Origin of the sequence: Vibrio sp. K4, assembly GCF_051122595.1 — a bacterium.
GTDB lineage: Bacteria > Pseudomonadota > Gammaproteobacteria > Enterobacterales > Vibrionaceae > Vibrio > Vibrio owensii.
Genome location: NZ_CP178583.1, coordinates 1 through 18,063 on the forward strand (window position 1 = coordinate 1; position 18,063 = coordinate 18,063).

General features: G+C 41.4%; 18 protein-coding genes. 10 read left to right on the top strand and 8 right to left on the bottom strand.

What is annotated here, in order from left to right; translation table 11 throughout:
• The first annotated feature begins 302 nt into the window (after window positions 1-302).
• Together ACLIIY_RS29820 and ACLIIY_RS29825 are read left to right on the top strand one after the other, a co-directional pair.
• Entirely contained in the window at window positions 303-671 is a 369-nt protein-coding gene (locus tag ACLIIY_RS29820; RefSeq protein ID WP_146008866.1) for a hypothetical protein, read from the top strand.
• Window positions 643-957 (top strand): hypothetical protein, encoded by a 315-nt coding sequence (locus ACLIIY_RS29825; RefSeq protein WP_102591340.1) that lies wholly within the window; start codon window positions 643-645, stop codon window positions 955-957. Before ACLIIY_RS29820 ends, ACLIIY_RS29825 begins: the two co-directional genes overlap by 29 nt.
• 541 nt (window positions 958-1,498) lie before the next feature.
• On the opposite strand, the gene mobC (ACLIIY_RS29830) is transcribed toward ACLIIY_RS29825, so the two are convergent.
• The gene (gene mobC / locus ACLIIY_RS29830) at window positions 1,499-2,263 is read right to left on the bottom strand and encodes a MobC family replication-relaxation protein (RefSeq protein ID WP_258476793.1); all 765 of its coding nucleotides are present in this window, start codon (window positions 2,261-2,263) and stop codon (window positions 1,499-1,501) included.
• A 1,210-nt stretch (window positions 2,264-3,473) separates the two neighbouring features.
• Here mobC (ACLIIY_RS29830) and tssD (ACLIIY_RS29835) point away from each other — a divergent pair.
• The gene (tssD, locus tag ACLIIY_RS29835; protein ID WP_102591329.1) at window positions 3,474-3,992 is read left to right on the top strand and encodes a type VI secretion system tube protein TssD; all 519 of its coding nucleotides are present in this window, start codon (window positions 3,474-3,476) and stop codon (window positions 3,990-3,992) included.
• Window positions 3,992-4,780 (top strand): DUF4225 domain-containing protein, encoded by a 789-nt coding sequence (locus tag ACLIIY_RS29840; protein WP_434529593.1) that lies wholly within the window; start codon window positions 3,992-3,994, stop codon window positions 4,778-4,780. Before tssD (ACLIIY_RS29835) ends, ACLIIY_RS29840 begins: the two co-directional genes overlap by 1 nt.
• 780 nt (window positions 4,781-5,560) lie before the next feature.
• On the opposite strand, the gene ACLIIY_RS29845 is transcribed toward ACLIIY_RS29840, so the two are convergent.
• The gene (locus ACLIIY_RS29845) at window positions 5,561-5,716 is read right to left on the bottom strand and encodes a hypothetical protein (RefSeq protein WP_434529594.1); all 156 of its coding nucleotides are present in this window, start codon (window positions 5,714-5,716) and stop codon (window positions 5,561-5,563) included.
• A 49-nt stretch (window positions 5,717-5,765) separates the two neighbouring features.
• On the opposite strand from ACLIIY_RS29845, the gene ACLIIY_RS29850 reads away from it, so the two are divergent.
• Window positions 5,766-5,975: a hypothetical protein gene (locus tag ACLIIY_RS29850; protein WP_434529595.1), complete on the top strand. Its 210-nt coding sequence runs from the start codon at window positions 5,766-5,768 to the stop codon at window positions 5,973-5,975.
• Window positions 5,976-6,607: 632 nt separating this feature from the next.
• On the opposite strand, the gene ACLIIY_RS29855 is transcribed toward ACLIIY_RS29850, so the two are convergent.
• Window positions 6,608-6,808, bottom strand: a complete 201-nt coding sequence (locus ACLIIY_RS29855; protein WP_023622820.1) for a hypothetical protein — start codon at window positions 6,806-6,808, stop codon at window positions 6,608-6,610.
• A 409-nt stretch (window positions 6,809-7,217) separates the two neighbouring features.
• Window positions 7,218-7,967 carry a MobC family replication-relaxation protein gene (gene mobC, locus ACLIIY_RS29860; protein WP_025787045.1) on the bottom strand — a complete coding sequence of 250 codons (750 nt, stop codon included), beginning with the start codon at window positions 7,965-7,967 and terminating at the stop codon, window positions 7,218-7,220.
• A gap of 1,262 nt (window positions 7,968-9,229) precedes the next feature.
• On the opposite strand from mobC (ACLIIY_RS29860), the gene ACLIIY_RS29865 reads away from it, so the two are divergent.
• A complete protein-coding gene (locus ACLIIY_RS29865) occupies window positions 9,230-9,598 on the top strand; it encodes a hypothetical protein (protein WP_146008866.1) in 369 nt (122 codons plus the stop codon).
• Window positions 9,570-9,884, top strand: a complete 315-nt coding sequence (locus ACLIIY_RS29870) for a hypothetical protein (RefSeq protein WP_102591340.1) — start codon at window positions 9,570-9,572, stop codon at window positions 9,882-9,884. Before ACLIIY_RS29865 ends, ACLIIY_RS29870 begins: the two co-directional genes overlap by 29 nt.
• 804 nt (window positions 9,885-10,688) lie before the next feature.
• Here ACLIIY_RS29870 and mobC (ACLIIY_RS29875) read toward each other — a convergent pair.
• Window positions 10,689-11,438: a MobC family replication-relaxation protein gene (gene mobC / locus ACLIIY_RS29875; RefSeq protein ID WP_102591341.1), complete on the bottom strand. Its 750-nt coding sequence runs from the start codon at window positions 11,436-11,438 to the stop codon at window positions 10,689-10,691.
• A gap of 679 nt (window positions 11,439-12,117) precedes the next feature.
• Window positions 12,118-12,318 carry a hypothetical protein gene (locus ACLIIY_RS29880; RefSeq protein ID WP_025787838.1) on the bottom strand — a complete coding sequence of 67 codons (201 nt, stop codon included), beginning with the start codon at window positions 12,316-12,318 and terminating at the stop codon, window positions 12,118-12,120.
• A 310-nt stretch (window positions 12,319-12,628) separates the two neighbouring features.
• Here ACLIIY_RS29880 and tssD (ACLIIY_RS29885) point away from each other — a divergent pair, with 310 nt between their 5' ends.
• The 3 genes from tssD (ACLIIY_RS29885) to ACLIIY_RS29895 all read left to right on the top strand — a co-directional run bounded on the left by tssD (ACLIIY_RS29885) (window position 12,629) and on the right by ACLIIY_RS29895 (window position 15,267).
• Window positions 12,629-13,147 (top strand): type VI secretion system tube protein TssD, encoded by a 519-nt coding sequence (gene tssD / locus ACLIIY_RS29885; RefSeq protein ID WP_025787052.1) that lies wholly within the window; start codon window positions 12,629-12,631, stop codon window positions 13,145-13,147.
• Entirely contained in the window at window positions 13,147-13,932 is a 786-nt protein-coding gene (locus ACLIIY_RS29890; protein ID WP_044139022.1) for a DUF4225 domain-containing protein, read from the top strand. Before tssD (ACLIIY_RS29885) ends, ACLIIY_RS29890 begins: the two co-directional genes overlap by 1 nt.
• A 750-nt stretch (window positions 13,933-14,682) precedes the next feature.
• On the top strand, window positions 14,683-15,267 hold the full coding sequence (locus ACLIIY_RS29895) for a helix-turn-helix domain-containing protein (RefSeq protein WP_025787049.1): 585 nt from the start codon (window positions 14,683-14,685) through the stop codon (window positions 15,265-15,267).
• A gap of 476 nt (window positions 15,268-15,743) precedes the next feature.
• Here ACLIIY_RS29895 and ACLIIY_RS29900 read toward each other — a convergent pair whose 3' ends face one another.
• Together ACLIIY_RS29900 and mobC (ACLIIY_RS29905) are read right to left on the bottom strand one after the other, a co-directional pair.
• Window positions 15,744-15,944, bottom strand: a complete 201-nt coding sequence (locus tag ACLIIY_RS29900) for a hypothetical protein (RefSeq protein WP_060466686.1) — start codon at window positions 15,942-15,944, stop codon at window positions 15,744-15,746.
• A 409-nt stretch (window positions 15,945-16,353) separates the two neighbouring features.
• Complete coding sequence (mobC, locus tag ACLIIY_RS29905; RefSeq protein ID WP_025787045.1) at window positions 16,354-17,103, bottom strand: MobC family replication-relaxation protein; 750 nt, start codon at window positions 17,101-17,103, stop codon at window positions 16,354-16,356.
• Window positions 17,104-18,063: the final 960 nt, after the last annotated feature.

Consider the following 18,063-nt stretch of genomic DNA (forward strand, 5'->3'; position numbering starts at 1 on the left):
TTTTTGGAGCATGAGAGATGCCTAGTTGTAGGTTGAATATGTGAAAAATGAGCATTTCAGTAGTGATTTTGAATGAATCGAGAGCTGCGTTTGATTGCTATGTAAATCGCCTCAGAATCGTCACAAACTTTCAAAGCGGCTTTTGTGTATCTAGGTTGGGTTTTGTGCTTAAAACGGCTTGTAGAGTGTTTCAGGAGCTTCTGGCGTGCGTTTTCGATAGCTAACTAAGCTATTGAACATAATACTAATAACACGCCCTAATTTTTTTGTGCATAATGAAATACTTATTGGAGGATGTCTTAGTGAAAAAACAAGCTTTAATTTTATTGCTAATTATTTTGACTGGCGCTGCTTTTGTAAATGCATTTGCAAAAGTTGGGGATATTGTTGAGCAAGCAATTGAATTTATTACCACGCTTCTTGGTTATGGGGCGGTTATTGCTTTATTTGCTGCCTATAAGGGCATTCCTCTTTTAGAGAAAAAAGTCCTGTCAGTGATTGCAGTGTTTTATATTTTTATGACTGTAATTGAGGCGTTTTACCCTGTGTTTATTTATCGAGAGCAAACCTTGCCTGCTGATTATTTCACAGTGTTTTTTTTACAGTTTGCGATGAATGTTTATATAGTTAAGGTAGTGTTACATGAATGCAGTTATAGCTCAGTTAGGTAGGTCTTCTCCTCTTTTTTCATTGTTAATGAAAATGAAAGGGCAACTTGATAATAAAAGCGATGCTAATCGAGTGTATAAAGAACTTATGCCTGTTTTGGATGATTTGATGGCGCGAGGTTATCGTTTTGAATCCCCTGAAATTCAAGGGGTTGTTAACATTTTAAGAAAACTGCCTGCATTTGGTGCGCGTAGAAGTAATTTTGAGCGCATGTATTTGCGGGATGAGTACACCCTACGTAAGTTACCTAAAGATCCAGCTAGAATCCCGTCAGGAATGTGGCATTAAATGAACAATTGAAGGGGGATCTTTTTAAGATCTATTTGAGATCTAACGATTTTAGGATTAATCTCTTTCCCCAGATGTGACAAAACCAGCCCTTGGAAGCTGGTTTTCTCGGAATACTTACTAGTTTGACGACTTGGGTAAGTCCTTTCATGATAGCCATATCACGTAAGCACTTCAAGTACTCCTGCACTCTGTTTGGACTCAAGATGTTTTGGACAGAGCGACGCGCATCAGCCACCGATCAAGGGATATTCCAAAGGTGGCATGGTAAAGGCACTAATCAGAACTAAGCAAACGCTCGATAAATCCGCCCCTTGTAGCTGCTAGAGGGGATAAGCGGGAAAGGAATAAATGATTAGTGTTGTGAGACCGGAATGGGGGCGTAAAGCCTAACTCACAGCGCAGGGCAGCCCGAAAGGGTAAGAGACAAAACTCCACGGAAAGCGACCATAGATGATACCCAAATCACTCAAGTTTAGAGTTGAAATGGGTAGGGGTCGGCGCAGCCGAAAGGGCTGATCTGGGGAGTCTTGTGACAACCTTATTCACCACTTTGGTTTCTCGTTTCTTGTAAGGTTTTCACCTCTTCTAATGTGAAGATTCTATAAAGGTTTGAACGATAATACTCGAATGGGTGCTTTGATTCTTTGAACCTTATGTATTCAATTTTGTTGAAGTGGTTCTCTAACAGATTTTTCATTTCTTTACTCTCAACGATGAAAAAGACCGCATGCCAGTACCCCTCTTTTTTTGCCTGTATGTGATCTTTAAAAATGGTCCGGTAGCGTGATGGCGTTTGAATTGTTTGCATCAGTTCGAGTGCAATCTTTGCTCCGGAAGGACTTCTCACTAAGCCATCCGGTTTGTGTGCTACCTGATATTTTTTGCGTACGTCTTCATGCTTACCATTTTCCCAATCACGCCATCCATTTTTTTGTAGCTGGAGCTGCACAAACTGTACTTTCATTTTATGTTCTGCGTTTTTGGGCGTGACACGGTACGGTAGAAAACTCTTCTCTCTGCCATTACTTTTCTGTTGGTTTTGCGCAAGGCCTAAGTCGGTCACTCCCCACAATGCAAGCTTTCCTCTTGGCGTTTTTAGTTCGTACTTTTTGATGAGGCCTAAGCCTTTTAGTTTTGCCAGTAAACGATCGAGAGGTTGCCTTTTCTGATAATTCAAAAGCACCATTAAGTTGGTGATTGTGGAGTACGTTTCTTGTATTAAAAATTGTATGACGCATTGCATGTTGTCTGCATTTCGTTGGTAACGTTCGGTCTTATCTTGGATCAGATATTGTGTGTTCATCGGCCTCTGCCATCGGTGTCTATCATCGGGGGAGTATGGTACCCGACCACAGACACCGATGAAATCCAAACAATAACAAGAAGTTTCGCCAAAGGGCGAATATTGAAAAAGCACGCTTTTTCAATGGATTAGGCTGTAAATCTTCGGGGCTGGACGCCCCTACAATTCACCGCCTAATTTAAAGCAAAATCCGCCTCGCTCCGCGAGACCAAGCCCCTATAGAGCGTGAAAAATGTCGTCCTTTTTGAACAAGTTCAAAGAGCCTCGTTTTTGCATCGTCATACGGACTTGGTCTCGCCTACTCAACGGATTTTGGGGCAAGCCCCCAAACCAAATCGCAGTTTGGGAACTGCTCGCCTTTTCGTTCGGGAACGGGCGTTTGGTTCGGCTCCCCCTGTCGTTAAAAAGGTTCGGGGGCTCACCTGTTTTCTCGATGCTACGTTGAACACTTCGCATTTTTTTCTGACTAGCAATTGAACCCCACAAGGGGGCGCTTGGGCGATTGAGCCAGAAAAAAACATTGCTCACTAACTCACTTTGTTTCGTTGTTCGAGCTGTCGCCTCGCTGCGCTCGTTGCCGGTTCGTTTGTCTTGGTGAAAACGCTTCGCTTAGTTTCACCAGGACAAACAAACTTCCCTGGTTCGCGCTTAAATTTTTTGCTTGGCCATGCGTCTGACCAAACAAAAAATCACTGTGTGTTTTTCCATTTTCCATGTGTTCTTTTGGCGATAAGTCGATCCATTAAGTCGTAAATTTCAATCACGTTGGTGTGCTCATTACTTTGTGCTGTTGCAGACTTTTTGGCGGAAGTGAGGTTTATCATAAAGACAGTTTCTTGTTTCTGGATGATGTCTTCTTTGTTGATATATCGGATCTGAAAGGCAGGCATAATTCCTCTGCGCTAATGTGTACTTTTGACTGTTTGGTGATGTTTTCTTACTGAAAACGAAAGGAGAAAATTATGAATTAAAAACGCCTCAAAAGCGTCACAAACTTTCAGCATCATTTTGTGGTGTATGGTTGGGGTTTTGTGTGTGAAACGGCTTAGAGAGCGTTTGTCGGGCTTCTGATTCGTGTTTTCGACAGCGAACTAACCTATTGAACATAAAGCACATAACGCGCCCTATGCTTTGACCTATTTCTGACAATTCAGGCGTACGCTGTTCCCTTGTTAAAATTATGGTTATTAATTAATGGGAAAATTTATCAATGACAACAACAGCGTACTTAAAAATAGAATCACTTCGTCAGGGATTAATTACTCAAGGTTGTAATACTGAAAGCTCTATGGGACAGGCTTATCAAGAAAATCACCGAGATGAGATTACTGTCCTTTCTTATTCTCACTTTATTGGTTATGAAAACCAATCAATTCATACTCCGATTACAATAATAAAGAGAATGGATAAATGTTCTCCTTTGCTTTCTCAGGCTTGTGTCGATGGAACTCCATTAACATGTACACTTAAATTCTATCGTTTAAGTAGTAATGGGGGGCATGAGTTTTTTTATGAAGTAATATTATCTAATGCGATAATTAAATCAGTATCGCCTCATATGCCTCACACGATTGACTTTAATGAACGAGAAATGCAAGAGGTGGTCACTATTGCATACGGTGATATTTCATGGCGTCATGTTTCTCTTAATACCGCAGGTTATTCTTCTTGGATTGATGCTCTTGAATCACTAAAAAATAAAACAAATAGCTTTAGAGAAGAATATTAATGAGCGATTCACGTAAAAGTTTTGATGATGATGAAGTTAAACTCGCGTTAAACGGTCTGCTTAATCAAAGTGATATGTATGCAATGATGCATATTCGCGATCCACATTTACGAGAAAATTTTAGAGATGAATATTTGTTCTTAGCTCGTTGTATGAAACGTGATTATGATAATGGTATTTTATACAAAGATCGCGTGGTAAAACTTGCTCGACAAGAACGTCAGAGTTTGATTGAACAAGCTTATGAGATCACTAAGTATACCGCTGGGTTAGTTGCAGGCATTGGGCAAACTAGCGCAGGTTTCGGTATGTGCATTACGAGTTCGGTGTTCTCAATTGCAGGTGCATCATGGTGTGGCTCTATGGGGGCTACAATGATGGCACATGGGACTAATAACATTTATGAAGCCTCATATAACATCACAGGTAACATTGTTCAAAACTGGAAAGGAGCATATACAGGTGATTATGGGGATGCTGATGGATATGTTCGAAAAACATATCAACGTATAGCTAAAGAAAAGGGGTTTGGAGCCAATGAGGGAAACTTGGCATATTCAGGCGTTGATATTGCTACTAGTGCCTATGGGCTTTTAAAATCTGATCCTAAAAGTGTAGGTGGATGGGCTGAGGCGGAAAAAGTTACTCAATTTAAATTGTATTATTATTTTTCCAAAGATTTAGAAAGAGGTTGGCGAACTATGTCTAAGGGTGCTCTTGCAGCTGAAATAGGAGCAGATTATTACACAATAAAAGGCTCTATAGATTTATATGGTGATGATAAATGATGGATGGGGTACTGTATGTTACAGTGAGCCTAATTGGAGTTGTTTTATGTCATCTTTCATCTGAAGGTATTTGTAGGACGTATCGTAACAATCCTATAAAAAATAAAGTTTACACTATATTATATATTATTTTTTTAATGGAGTTTGGCGCTCAGCATTATGGGGTTTGTTTTGAAAATGAAATGTCAAATAATTGGTTGTTTATGATTTCTTTTGATATAAATGCTCCTACGGATTCAATTAGAATGTTTGGTTTCTTGTTTTTTATTTTGACAATATTAACTCCACCACCATCAAAACTAAGGTTGTTGTATTATGTTTTATTTAAACGTAGATACAAATCGAAGTATTGATAAGAACAAGAAAGGCTCACCATTTGGTGAGCCTTTCTTGTTGGTATCGGTCTGATCTTCAAAAGATCCATTTGAGATCTCAGCTGTTTAGCCTTAACCTTTACCCCAGAAAAAACAAAACCCCGATCGTATGACTTCAACTGGCAGGCTGTCTTCATACACATCAGGGTTAGGTACGTGACCTGAGGAGAGTCTAACACATGACCCCATTTAATCAACATCAGAGCCGCCATAAGTGCGGTGATTCCTGACCACAGCAACACTTCACTACGGCAACCGGTGCGGACATGACCGCCTGAATCCAGTCACAAAACTGCGGTTCGAACTTGCCGACAACGCTCCTAAAATTTTGCACAAGCTCTCGACGAGTATCGAGCGGTTCGTTCACTCGCGCCAAGCAATACCAATGCTTGCGAGAGCCAAAGACTCAAAACGTCAGCGTCGAAGCGAGAGCGCGGAAGCTGTCACGCTGGTACTCAAGTGCATCGCCAAGTACATCGATCTGACTACGTTTAAAGTCGGGTTCTACCAGTACAACAGCAAGAAATGGTTCGACCTTTCTTACAAAAAAATTTGTGAACACACGGGGCTGTCTTTGTCGCGTGTTCGTCGCGCACTGGCGGAGTTACAGCGTGTTGGACTGCTGGCCCTGCACCCTGATTTCCGAGGCGGTGCTTACCTCCAGTGGCGAGCTGCGTTACTACGCTAAACCCGCGATCAAGACCGTAAACCTTGGTTTGTTTGGGCTGTTTGGTTTGGCTGACCGTGCTCAGAAAGAGCGTCAGAAAGCCTACAAGCGCCAGAAACGCAAAGAAGAACAGCTCTCGCACAGAAGAGGCTGAAAACACCGTTAAAACGCTTCTCAGTGGCTCGGAGGGACTTTCCGGTGTCGCGATGGCAAAAGCGGTACTTCAAGCTGCAAAATATGCCGAAGTGAAAGCTCAACGATCGAAAAAACCACCTCCAAATGCCCTAAACGGGGACGATATCCCTTACTAAAATTTGATTTACTTCACATATTTAGAAATTTCTTTAGCTAGGAAGAAATTACCTCGTTTGGAGTATGTTTCTGCTGCTTTTTTGAACGCTTAAATTAGTTAAAGCTAATGCTTGAGAGGCGTTTTTTTCATTAACCCCGACTTTCAATAACTGAAAGTCGGGGTTTTCTTTGTTATGCACAATTTAAGTGTTTCACTTCTCAAACTTAAGTGTACGCTCAAGTTCATCAGCTTAAATACAATCAAATTAGAGGGCTGACGCCCTAATGAATGACTCACTACCCATGTGCTTCGACGTGCTACGCACGTGCGCACAGGCTAACGTGAGAACTAGACGCTATACGTTACCGAGCACAGCGATAGACACTGTAAACGCTTTACTTTCACCGCCCTTATTCGCTTCGCGAGGTCTGGCAAGAAAGGTAGGTGCAATCGAATAGTCTAACGTTTAACACTCTAGTTCATATTTTTTTAATTTAAGTCACTGGAAGTAATGAAAGGTTAAAAGTTTTATTTATTACGTCAGAAAAGACTTGTTTATTATCACTGCCTTCATATGAAAAACTAAAAATATTATTTTTACACTCATATCGAGTAAAGCGCATACCTATTTGATAACTACAATGCTTCTTTAGATTATTATTTAAAAATTCCAATATTTCTTTTTCTATATTCATGTTATTTCTCTCTAAAATTAAATACTTCTTCAATAGATACACTTTTGTGCAAAGTGATGACATTGTGATGACACTTTGGTGCAACATGGTGACAGTTCTGTGCATGTTGATGGCATTGTGATGACACCTTGGTGACATTTTGGTGACACTGAATCACCTTATTTTCAACTGAATGCGTCCAAATGCGCCTCGACGAGTCCTAATGAGTCTTTTTTAGGGTTTTTGAACGACGTCGACCTATAAAGTCATGTCAAAATACGCCCTTTTGCGCCCTAATGAGTCACTATGAGTCGCTTTGTGTCCAAACTGGATTTTTTAAATAAAACATAGGCACGCTGTCGATGTATACAAACCTCGTTCCTCGGTTGGTATTATCGCGTGCTAAAGGGGAGTATTCCCCTTTAATCCCCTATCGGTTTTCTTGCAACGAAGTTATCTCTTCTAATGTGAATATTCGGTAAAGGTTTGAGCGGTAATGCTCGAATGGATGCTTCGATTCTTTGAATCTTATGTACTCAATTTTATTGAAACGATTCTCCAGTAACCCTTTTAACTCTGGGCTGTTAACAACGAAAAATACAGCGTTCCAATATCGCTCATTTCTTGCCTGTATGTGGTTTTTAAAGAGGGTTCGATAGCGTGAAGTTGTTTGCATCGTTTGGTGCAACTCAAGTGCGATTTTTGCGCCCGATGGACTTTTGATTATGGCATCCGGTTTGTGCTCTACCGGATACTTTTTACGAACACTTTCAAGCCGACAATTTTCCCATTCACGCCATCCGTTTTTGAGTAACTGGAGCTGCATGAATTGCATTTTCATTTTGTGTTCTACGCTTTTCATCGTGACTCGATACGGGACAAAACTCTTCTCTTGTCCATCACTCTTTTGTTGGTTTTGTGCTAGACCTAAATCCGTTATGCCCCACAAAGCAAGCTTCCCGTTTTGGGTTTGAAGCTCGTACTTTTTGATGAAGCCTAAGCCCTTTAGTTTTGCCAGTAAGCGATCGAGCGGTTGTCTTTTTTGGTAATTCAAAAGCACCATTAAGTTACTGATCGTGGAGTACGTTTCTTGTATTAAAAACTGCACAACACACTGCATGTTATCGGCATTTCGTTGGTAGCGTTCGGTCTTATCTTGGATCAAAAATTGTGTGTTCATCGGCCTCTGCCATCGGTGTCTATCATCGGGGGAGCATAGTACCCGATAGCGGACACCGATGAAATCTCAAGAAAAAAAGAGACTTCACCCAAAGGGTGAATATTGAAAAAGCGTGCTTTTCCAATGAATTAGAACGTAAATCTTCGGGGCTGGACGCCCCTGCAATTCACGTTCTAATTTAAGAGCAAAATCCGCCTCGCTACGCGAGACCAAGCCCCTATAGAGCGTGAAAAATGTCGTCCTTTTTGAACAAGTTCAAAGAGCCTCGTTTTTGCATCGTCATACGGACTTGGTCTCGCCTACTCAACGGATTTTGGGGCAAGCCCCCAAACCAAAACGCAGTTTGGGAACTGCTCGCCTTTTCGTTCAGGAACGGGCGTTTGGTTCGGCTCCCCCTGTCGATAAAAAGGTTCGGGGGCTCACCTGTTTTCTCGATGCTACGTTGAACACTTCGCATTTTTTTCTGACTAGCAATTGAACCCCGCAAGGGGGCGCTTGAGCGATTGAGTCAGAAAAAAACATTGCTCCCTAACTCACGTTGTTTCGTTGTTCGAGCTGTCGCCTCGCTGTGCTCGTTGCCGGTTCGTTTGTCCTGGTAAAAACGCTTCGCTTAGTTTCACCAGGACAAACAAACTAAGCAGTTATGTTGTAACTCAAGGTGTAGTGTTAATCCACTGATAGGCGCTTCTTGGGCACTTCCTAATACGAGTAATATAATGGTCATGTAACGTGTGAAGCTCATGCTTTCGTCCTTTCTTTTCGTAAATCTCAACACAATTTAACGTGTTTCATTTTTCTCGATGATCTTAAGATCTAACGTTGTTAGTTTGCTGTCACTTGAGCCAAGTTTTGAAGTAACGAGAGTTGCTCTTTGGTTCAGCGAGTGTGAGTCTAATTCGAATAATTGTTGGACGCGGCAATTGACACTTTTTGCGGTTTGAGCCAACTCGGCATTTTTTATTTTTGGAGCATGAGAGATGCCTAGTTGTAGGTTGAATATGTGAAAAATGAGCATTTCAGTAGTGATTTTGAATGAATCGAGAGCTGCGTTTGATTGCTATGTAAATCGCCTCAGAATCGTCACAAACTTTCAAAGCGGCTTTTGTGTATCTAGGTTGGGTTTTGTGCTTAAAACGGCTTGTAGAGTGTTTCAGGAGCTTCTGGCGTGCGTTTTCGATAGCTAACTAAGCTATTGAACATAATACTAATAACACGCCCTAATTTTTTTGTGCATAATGAAATACTTATTGGAGGATGTCTTAGTGAAAAAACAAGCTTTAATTTTATTGCTAATTATTTTGACTGGCGCTGCTTTTGTAAATGCATTTGCAAAAGTTGGGGATATTGTTGAGCAAGCAATTGAATTTATTACCACGCTTCTTGGTTATGGGGCGGTTATTGCTTTATTTGCTGCCTATAAGGGCATTCCTCTTTTAGAGAAAAAAGTCCTGTCAGTGATTGCAGTGTTTTATATTTTTATGACTGTAATTGAGGCGTTTTACCCTGTGTTTATTTATCGAGAGCAAACCTTGCCTGCTGATTATTTCACAGTGTTTTTTTTACAGTTTGCGATGAATGTTTATATAGTTAAGGTAGTGTTACATGAATGCAGTTATAGCTCAGTTAGGTAGGTCTTCTCCTCTTTTTTCATTGTTAATGAAAATGAAAGGGCAACTTGATAATAAAAGCGATGCTAATCGAGTGTATAAAGAACTTATGCCTGTTTTGGATGATTTGATGGCGCGAGGTTATCGTTTTGAATCCCCTGAAATTCAAGGGGTTGTTAACATTTTAAGAAAACTGCCTGCATTTGGTGCGCGTAGAAGTAATTTTGAGCGCATGTATTTGCGGGATGAGTACACCCTACGTAAGTTACCTAAAGATCCAGCTAGAATCCCGTCAGGAATGTGGCATTAAATGAACAATTGAAGGGGGATCTTTTTAAGATCTATTTGAGATCTAACGATTTTAGGATTAATCTCTTTCCCCAGATGTGACAAAACCACTCTTCCAGGAGTGGCTTTGTTGGAATACTAACTAGATTTGAGCCCTAGGAAGTTCCTTTCATGATAGACATTTCACGAATCGACTTCAAGTATTCCTGCACTCTGTTTGGATCAAGATGTTTTGGACAGAACGACGCGCATCACTCACCGACCAAGGGAAGTTCCAAAGGTGAGAGGTAAAGGCACTAATCTGAACTAAGCGAAAGTTCGATAATTCCGCCCCTTGTAGCTGCTAGAGGGGACAAGCGGAAAAGGTATAACAGATTAGTGTTGTGTGACTGGAACGGGGGCGAAAGCTTTACACACAGCGCAGGGCAGCCCGAAAGGGTAAGAGAAAAAACTCCACGGAAAGCGACCATAGATGATACCCAAATCACTCAAATTAAGAGTAGAAATGGGTAGGGGTCGGCGCAGCCGAAAGGCTGATTTGGGGAGCTTGCGACGGCATTATTGTTCGTGCGCCATTTGTCCACAAATCCACACAACGAACTTTTCTCAAACTTTGTGTTGGCGGTGTGGTTCTGTGGTCAATATGGCGCACGTAGCTCTGCAATTACAGAAATCGTCGCTTTGAAAATCCATTTATCTGATGGTCGAAAACCCTAAAAGTGAAACTCAAAACGTCCCGAGTACAACCCTTAGTTTTCTCTAAGGGCGCACTTATACATTGCAAGCAATGTGTGCGAAATATTTTCAATATTTTTTAAATCACCGGTTAGCGAGTTTCTTGTAATGTTTTCATTTCCTCAAACGTAAATATTCGGTAGAGGTTTGAACGATAATGCTTGAATGGATGTTTCGATTCGTTGAATCTTATGTACTCAATTTTATTGAAGTGATGTTCCAGCAATGCTCTTATGTCTGGATTTTCAACAATGAAAAATACCGCTTCCCAGTATCGCTCTTTTCTTGCTTGGATGTGACCCTTAAAGATGCTTCGGTAGCGTGACGTTGTCTGTATTTTTGGCATCAGTTCAATGGCAATTTTTGCGCCTGATTGACTCTTTATGATCCCATCGGGTTTGTGTTTGACCGGATACTTTTTGCGGACACTTTCGCTCTTACCATTCTCCCAATCACGCCATCCATTTTTGAGCAACTGAAGTTGCACGAATTGCAGTTTTATTTTGTGCTCTACGCTTTTGAACGTGATCCTATACGAGACAAAGCTTCTCTCTAGACCATCACTTTTTTGTTGGTTCTGAGCAAGACCTAAGTCCGTTATACCCCACAAAGCAAGCTTCCCTTTTGGGCTGTTTAGTTCGTACTTTTTGATGAAGCCTAAGCCTTTTAGTTTTGCCAGTAAGCGATCGAGTGGCTGTCTTTTCTGGTAATTCAAAAGCACCATTAGGTTGGGGATCGTGGAGTATGTTTCTTGTATTAAAAACTGTATGACACATTGCATGTTGTCAGCATTTCGTTGGTAGCGTTCTGCCTTATCTTGGATCAGAAATTGTGTGTTCATCGGCCTCTGCCATCGGTGTCTATCATCGGGGGAGTATAGTACCCGACCGCAGACACCGATGAAATCTAAACAATAAAAAGACATTTCGCCAAAGGGCGAATATTGAAAAAGCGTGCTTTTTCAATGGATTAGAACGAAAATCTTCGGGGCTGGACGCCCCTGCGCTTCACGTTCTAATCTAAGGGCAAAATCCGCCTCGCTACGCGAGACCAAGCCCCTATAGAGCGTGAAAAATGTCGCCCTTTTTGGACAAGTCCAAAGAGTCTCGTTTTTACATCGTTATACGGACTTGGTCTCGCCTGCTCAACGGATTTTGGGGCAAGCCCCCAAACCAAAACGCAGTTTGGGAACTGCTCGCCTTTTCGTTCGGGAACGGGCGTTTGGTTCGGCTCCCCCTGTCGAGAAAAAGGTTCGGGGGCTCACCTGTTTTCTCGATGCTACGTTGGACACTTCGCATTTTTTTCTGACTAGCAATTGAACCCCGCAAGGGGGCGCTTGGGCGATTGAGCCAGAAAAAAACATGGCTCACTAACTCACTTTGTTTCGTTGTTCGAACTGTCGCCTCGCGCAGCTCGTTGCCGGTTCATTTGTCCTGGCAAAAACGCTTCGCTTAGTTTTACCAGAACAAACAAACTCCCTGGTATGAACCTAAATTTTTTGTTCTGGCCAAACAAAAAAATCATGGTGTATTTTTCCATTTGCCATGTGTTCTTTTGGCGATAAGTCGATCCATTAAATCGTAAATTTCAATCACGTTGGTGTGTTCATTACTTTGTGCTGTTGCGGACTTTTTGGCGGAAGTGAGGTTTATCATAAAGACCGTTTCTTGCTTCTGGATAGTGTCTTCTTTGTTGATATATCGGATCTGAAAAGCTGGCATAGTTCCTCTGCGTTAATGTGTGCTTTTGACTGTTTGGGCGTGTTTTCTGGCTGAAAACGAAAGGAGAAAATTATGAATTAAAAACGCCTCAAAAGCGTCACAAACTTTCAGCATCATTTTGTGGTGTATGGTTGGGGTTTTGTGTGTGAAACGGCTTAGAGAGCGCTTGGAGGGCTTCTGATTCGTGTTTTCGACAGCGAACTAACCTATTGAACATAAAGCACATAACACGCCCTATGCTTTGACCTGCTTCTGACAAATCGAGCGTAAGCTGCTTGCCATTGATTATTAATTAATGAGAATTTTTCCAATGACAACAACTGCGTACTTAAAAATAGAATCACTTCGTCAGGGCTTAATTACTCAAGGCTGTAACACTGAAAGCTCTATGGGACAGGCTTATCAAGAAAATCACCGAGATGAGATTACTGTCCTTTCTTATTCTCACTTTATTGGTTATGAAAACCAATCAATTCATACTCCGATTACAATAATAAAGAGAATGGATAAATGTTCTCCTTTGCTTTCTCAGGCTTGTGTCGATGGAACTCCATTAACATGTACACTTAAATTCTATCGTTTAAGTAGTAATGGGGGGCATGAGTTTTTTTATGAAGTAATATTATCTAATGCGATAATTAAATCAGTATCGCCTCATATGCCTCACACGATTGACTTTAATGAACGAGAAATGCAAGAGGTGGTCACCATTGCATACGGTGATATTTCATGGCGTCATGTTTCTCTTAATACCGCAGGTTATTCTTCTTGGATTGATGCTCTTGAATCACTAAGAAATAAAGCAAATAGCTTTAGAGAAGAATATTAATGAGCGATTCACGTAAAAGTTTTGATGATGATGAAGTTAAACTCGCGTTAAACGGTCTGCTTAATCAAAGTGATATGTATGCAATGATGCATATTCGCGATCCACATTTACGAGAAAATTTTAGAGATGAATATTTGTTCTTAGCTCGTTGTATGAAACGTGACTATGATAATGGCATCTTATACAAAGATCGCGTGGTGAAACTTGCTCGACAAGAACGTCAGAGTTTGATTGAACAAGCTTATGAAATCACTAAGTATACCGCTGGGTTAGTTGCAGGCATTGGGCAAACTAGCGCAGGTTTCGGTATGTGCATTACGAGTTCGGTGTTCTCAATTGCAGGTGCATCATGGTGTGGCTCTATGGGGGCTACAATGATGGCTCATGGGACTAATAACATTTATGAAGCCTCATATAACATCACAGGTAACATAGTTCAAAACTGGAAAGGAACATATACAGGTGATTATGGGGATGCTGATGGATATGTTCGAAAAAAGTATCAACATGTAGCCAAACAAATGGGGTTTGGAGTCAATGAGGGAAACTTGGCATATTCAGGCGTTGATATTGCTACTAGTGCCTATGGGCTTTTAAAATCTGATCCTAAAAGTGTAGCTGGATGGGCTGAGGCGGAAAAAGTCACTCAATTTAAATTGTATTATTATTTTTCTAAAGATCTAGAGCGAGGGTGGAGAAGAGCGACAAAATTGTCATTGTTTTCTGAAATGGCAGCGGATGTTGCTACTATTGATAGCGCTATTGAACCGTATTATAAGAAATAGGAATCCATATGGAGTCTGGACTATATATATTAATTGGCATAATTGGTGTCGTTGTTAGTTTTATATTGTCTGAATTATATGTACTAAAGAAAAATGGATTCTTTTTGGGGTTGTATCTATTTGTCTCTGTTCTATTTAACTCTCAACATTACAGTGTTGCATTTAATCAGGAATTTTTGAACTCATGGTTATTTATGTTTTCTAATGATACATCTGTGGCATTAGGTTATGTGCGTCATATTGGTTTAATATTTTTCATATTAACATTAATGACTTTTCCACCATCAAAATTTAGATTATTGCTTTATGTTTTGTTTAGGCGTAGAAACAAATCGAAGTATTGATACCAACAAGAAAGGCTCACCAAATGGTGAGCCTTTCTTGTTGGTATCGGTCTGATCTTCAAAAGATCCATTTGAGATCTCAGGTGTTTAGCCTTACCCTTTACCCCAGAAAAAATAAAACCCCGATGGTATGACTTCTACTTTGGCGAGCCGATTTCATACATATCAGGGTTAGGTATGACCTGAGGAGAGTCTAACACATGACCCCATTTAATCAACATCAGAGCCGCCATAAGTGCGGTGATTTCTGACCACAGCAGCACTTCACTACGGCAACCGGTGCGGACATGACCGCCAGAACCCAGTCACAAAACTGCGGTTCGAACTTGCCGACAACGCCCCTAAAATATTGCATAAGCTCTCGACGTGCATCGAGCGGTTCGCACACTCGCGCCCAGCGATACCAATGCTTGCGAGAGCGAAAGACTCTAAACGTCAGCGTCGAAGCGAAAGCGCGGAAGCCGTCACGCTGGTACTCAAATGTATTGCTAAGTACGTAGACTTAACTACGTTTAAAGTCGGGTTCTATCAGCCCAATAGCAAGAAATGGTTTGACCTTTCTTACAAAAAAATCTGCGAACACACGGGACTATCGTTATCGCGGGTTCGTCGCGCTCTGGCGGAGTTACAGCGTGTTGGATTGCTGGCACTGCACCCGATTTCCGAAGCGGTACTCACATCCAGTGGCGAGCTGCGTTACTACGCTAAACCCGCTATCAAGACTGTAAACCTTGGTTTGTTTGGGCTATTTGGCTTGGCTGACCGTGCTCAGAAAGAGCGTCAGAAAGCCTACAAGCGCCAGAAACGCAAAGAATCTCAGCAACGTACAGAAGATGCTAAACAATCGCTTCCTGATGGTTGTGAGGGGCTTTCTGGTGTCGCTTTAGCTCAAACCGTCATGCAGAAATTGAAGTTTGCCGAGCAAAAAACGCAACGTTCTCGCTCCAAACCACCTCCAAACGATCCTGAAAGGGACGATATACCCTACTAGCAGTTTGATCTAGTTCACATATTTAGAAATTTCTTTAACTAGGAAGAGATTACCTCGTTCGGAGTATGTTTCTGCTGCTTTTTTGAACGTTTAAATTAGTTAAAGCTAATGCTTGAGAGGCGTTTTTTTCATTAACCCCGACTTTCAATAACTGAAAGTCGGGGTTTTCTTTGTTATGCACAATTTAAGTGTTTCACTTCTCAAACTTAAGTGTACGCTCAAGTTCATCAGCTTAAATACAATCTAATTAGAGGGCTGACGCCCTCATGATGACTCACTACCCTTGTGCTTCGACGTGCTACGCACGTGCGCACAGGCTAACGTGAGAACTGGATGCTATACGTTACTGAGCACAGCGATAAACACCGTAAACGCTTTACTTTCATCGCTCTTTTTCGCTTCGCGAGGTCTGGCAAGAAAGGTAGGTGCAATCGAATAGTCTAACGTTTAACACTCTAGTTCATATTCTTTTTAATTTAAGTCACTGGAAGTAATGAAAGGTTAAAGGTTTTATTTATTACGTCAGAAAAGACTTGTTTATTATCACTGCCTTCATATGAAAAACTAAAAATATTATTTTTACACTCATATCGAGTAAAGCGCATACCTATTTGATAACTACAATTCTTCTTTAAATTACTATTTAAAAATTCCAATATTTCTTTTTCTATATTCATGTTATTTCTCTCTAAAATTAAATACTTCTTCAATAGATACACTTTTGTGCAAAGTGATGACATTGTGATGACACTTTGGTGCAACATGGTGACAGTTCTGTGCATGTTGATGGCATTGTGATGACACCTTGGTGACATTTTGGTGACACTGAATCACCTTATTTTCAACTGAATGCGTCCAAATGCGCCTCGACGAGTCCTAATGAGTCTTTTTTAGGGTTTTTGAACGACGTCGACCTATAAAGTCATGTCAAAATACGCCCTTTTGCGCCCTAATGAGTCACTATGAGTCGCTTTGTGTCCAAACTGGATTTTTTAAATAAAACATAGGCACGCTGTCGATGTATACAAACCTCGTTCCTCGGTTGGTATTATCGCGTGCTAAAGGGGAGTATTCCCCTTTAATCCCCTATCGGTTTTCTTGCAACGAAGTTATCTCTTCTAATGTGAATATTCGGTAAAGGTTTGAGCGGTAATGCTCGAATGGATGCTTCGATTCTTTGAATCTTATGTACTCAATTTTATTGAAACGATTCTCCAGTAACCCTTTTAACTCTGGGCTGTTAACAACGAAAAATACAGCGTTCCAATATCGCTCATTTCTTGCCTGTATGTGGTTTTTAAAGAGGGTTCGATAGCGTGAAGTTGTTTGCATCGTTTGGTGCAACTCAAGTGCGATTTTTGCGCCCGATGGACTTTTGATTATGGCATCCGGTTTGTGCTCTACCGGATACTTTTTACGAACACTTTCAAGCCGACAATTTTCCCATTCACGCCATCCGTTTTTGAGTAACTGGAGCTGCATGAATTGCATTTTCATTTTGTGTTCTACGCTTTTCATCGTGACTCGATACGGGACAAAACTCTTCTCTTGTCCATCACTCTTTTGTTGGTTTTGTGCTAGACCTAAATCCGTTATGCCCCACAAAGCAAGCTTCCCGTTTTGGGTTTGAAGCTCGTACTTTTTGATGAAGCCTAAGCCCTTTAGTTTTGCCAGTAAGCGATCGAGCGGTTGTCTTTTTTGGTAATTCAAAAGCACCATTAAGTTACTGATCGTGGAGTACGTTTCTTGTATTAAAAACTGCACAACACACTGCATGTTATCGGCATTTCGTTGGTAGCGTTCGGTCTTATCTTGGATCAAAAATTGTGTGTTCATCGGCCTCTGCCATCGGTGTCTATCATCGGGGGAGCATAGTACCCGATAGCGGACACCGATGAAATCTCAAGAAAAAAAGAGACTTCACCCAAAGGGTGAATATTGAAAAAGCGTGCTTTTCCAATGAATTAGAACGTAAATCTTCGGGGCTGGACGCCCCTGCAATTCACGTTCTAATTTAAGAGCAAAATCCGCCTCGCTACGCGAGACCAAGCCCCTATAGAGCGTGAAAAATGTCGTCCTTTTTGAACAAGTTCAAAGAGCCTCGTTTTTGCATCGTCATACGGACTTGGTCTCGCCTACTCAACGGATTTTGGGGCAAGCCCCCAAACCAAAACGCAGTTTGGGAACTGCTCGCCTTTTCGTTCAGGAACGGGCGTTTGGTTCGGCTCCCCCTGTCGATAAAAAGGTTCGGGGGCTCACCTGTTTTCTCGATGCTACGTTGAACACTTCGCATTTTTTTCTGACTAGCAATTGAACCCCGCAAGGGGGCGCTTGAGCGATTGAGTCAGAAAAAAACATTGCTCCCTAACTCACGTTGTTTCGTTGTTCGAGCTGTCGCCTCGCTGTGCTCGTTGCCGGTTCGTTTGTCCTGGTAAAAACGCTTCGCTTAGTTTCACCAGGACAAACAAACTAAGCAGTTATGTTGTAACTCAAGGTGTAGTGTTAATCCACTGATAGGCGCTTCTTGGGCACTTCCTAATACGAGTAATATAATGGTCATGTAACGTGTGAAGCTCATGCTTTCGTCCTTTCTTTTCGTAAATCTCAACACAATTTAACGTGTTTCATTTTTCTCGATGATCTTAAGATCTAACGTTGTTAGTTTGCTGTCACTTGAGCCAAGTTTTGAAGTAACGAGAGTTGCTCTTTGGTTCAGCGAGTGTGAGTCTAATTCGAATAATTGTTGGACGCGGCAATTGACACTTTTTGCGGTTTGAGCCAACTCGGCATTTTTTA

Bases quoted from the DNA above. Each gene is read 5' to 3' on its own strand.
- ACLIIY_RS29825 (WP_102591340.1), top strand. From the start codon at position 643: ATGAATGCAGTTATAGCTCAGTTAGGTAGGTCTTCTCCTCTTTTTTCA.
- mobC (WP_258476793.1), bottom strand. From the start codon at position 2,263: ATGAACACACAATATCTGATCCAAGATAAGACCGAACGTTACCAACGA.
- tssD (WP_102591329.1), top strand. From the start codon at position 3,474: ATGACAACAACAGCGTACTTAAAAATAGAATCACTTCGTCAGGGATTA.
- ACLIIY_RS29840 (WP_434529593.1), top strand. From the start codon at position 3,992: ATGAGCGATTCACGTAAAAGTTTTGATGATGATGAAGTTAAACTCGCG.
- ACLIIY_RS29855 (WP_023622820.1), bottom strand. From the start codon at position 6,808: ATGAATATAGAAAAAGAAATATTGGAATTTTTAAATAATAATCTAAAG.
- mobC (WP_025787045.1), bottom strand. From the start codon at position 7,967: ATGAACACACAATTTTTGATCCAAGATAAGACCGAACGCTACCAACGA.
- ACLIIY_RS29870 (WP_102591340.1), top strand. From the start codon at position 9,570: ATGAATGCAGTTATAGCTCAGTTAGGTAGGTCTTCTCCTCTTTTTTCA.
- mobC (WP_102591341.1), bottom strand. From the start codon at position 11,438: ATGAACACACAATTTCTGATCCAAGATAAGGCAGAACGCTACCAACGA.
- ACLIIY_RS29880 (WP_025787838.1), bottom strand. From the start codon at position 12,318: ATGCCAGCTTTTCAGATCCGATATATCAACAAAGAAGACACTATCCAG.
- tssD (WP_025787052.1), top strand. From the start codon at position 12,629: ATGACAACAACTGCGTACTTAAAAATAGAATCACTTCGTCAGGGCTTA.
- ACLIIY_RS29890 (WP_044139022.1), top strand. From the start codon at position 13,147: ATGAGCGATTCACGTAAAAGTTTTGATGATGATGAAGTTAAACTCGCG.
- ACLIIY_RS29895 (WP_025787049.1), top strand. From the start codon at position 14,683: ATGCTTGCGAGAGCGAAAGACTCTAAACGTCAGCGTCGAAGCGAAAGC.
- ACLIIY_RS29900 (WP_060466686.1), bottom strand. From the start codon at position 15,944: ATGAATATAGAAAAAGAAATATTGGAATTTTTAAATAGTAATTTAAAG.
- mobC (WP_025787045.1), bottom strand. From the start codon at position 17,103: ATGAACACACAATTTTTGATCCAAGATAAGACCGAACGCTACCAACGA.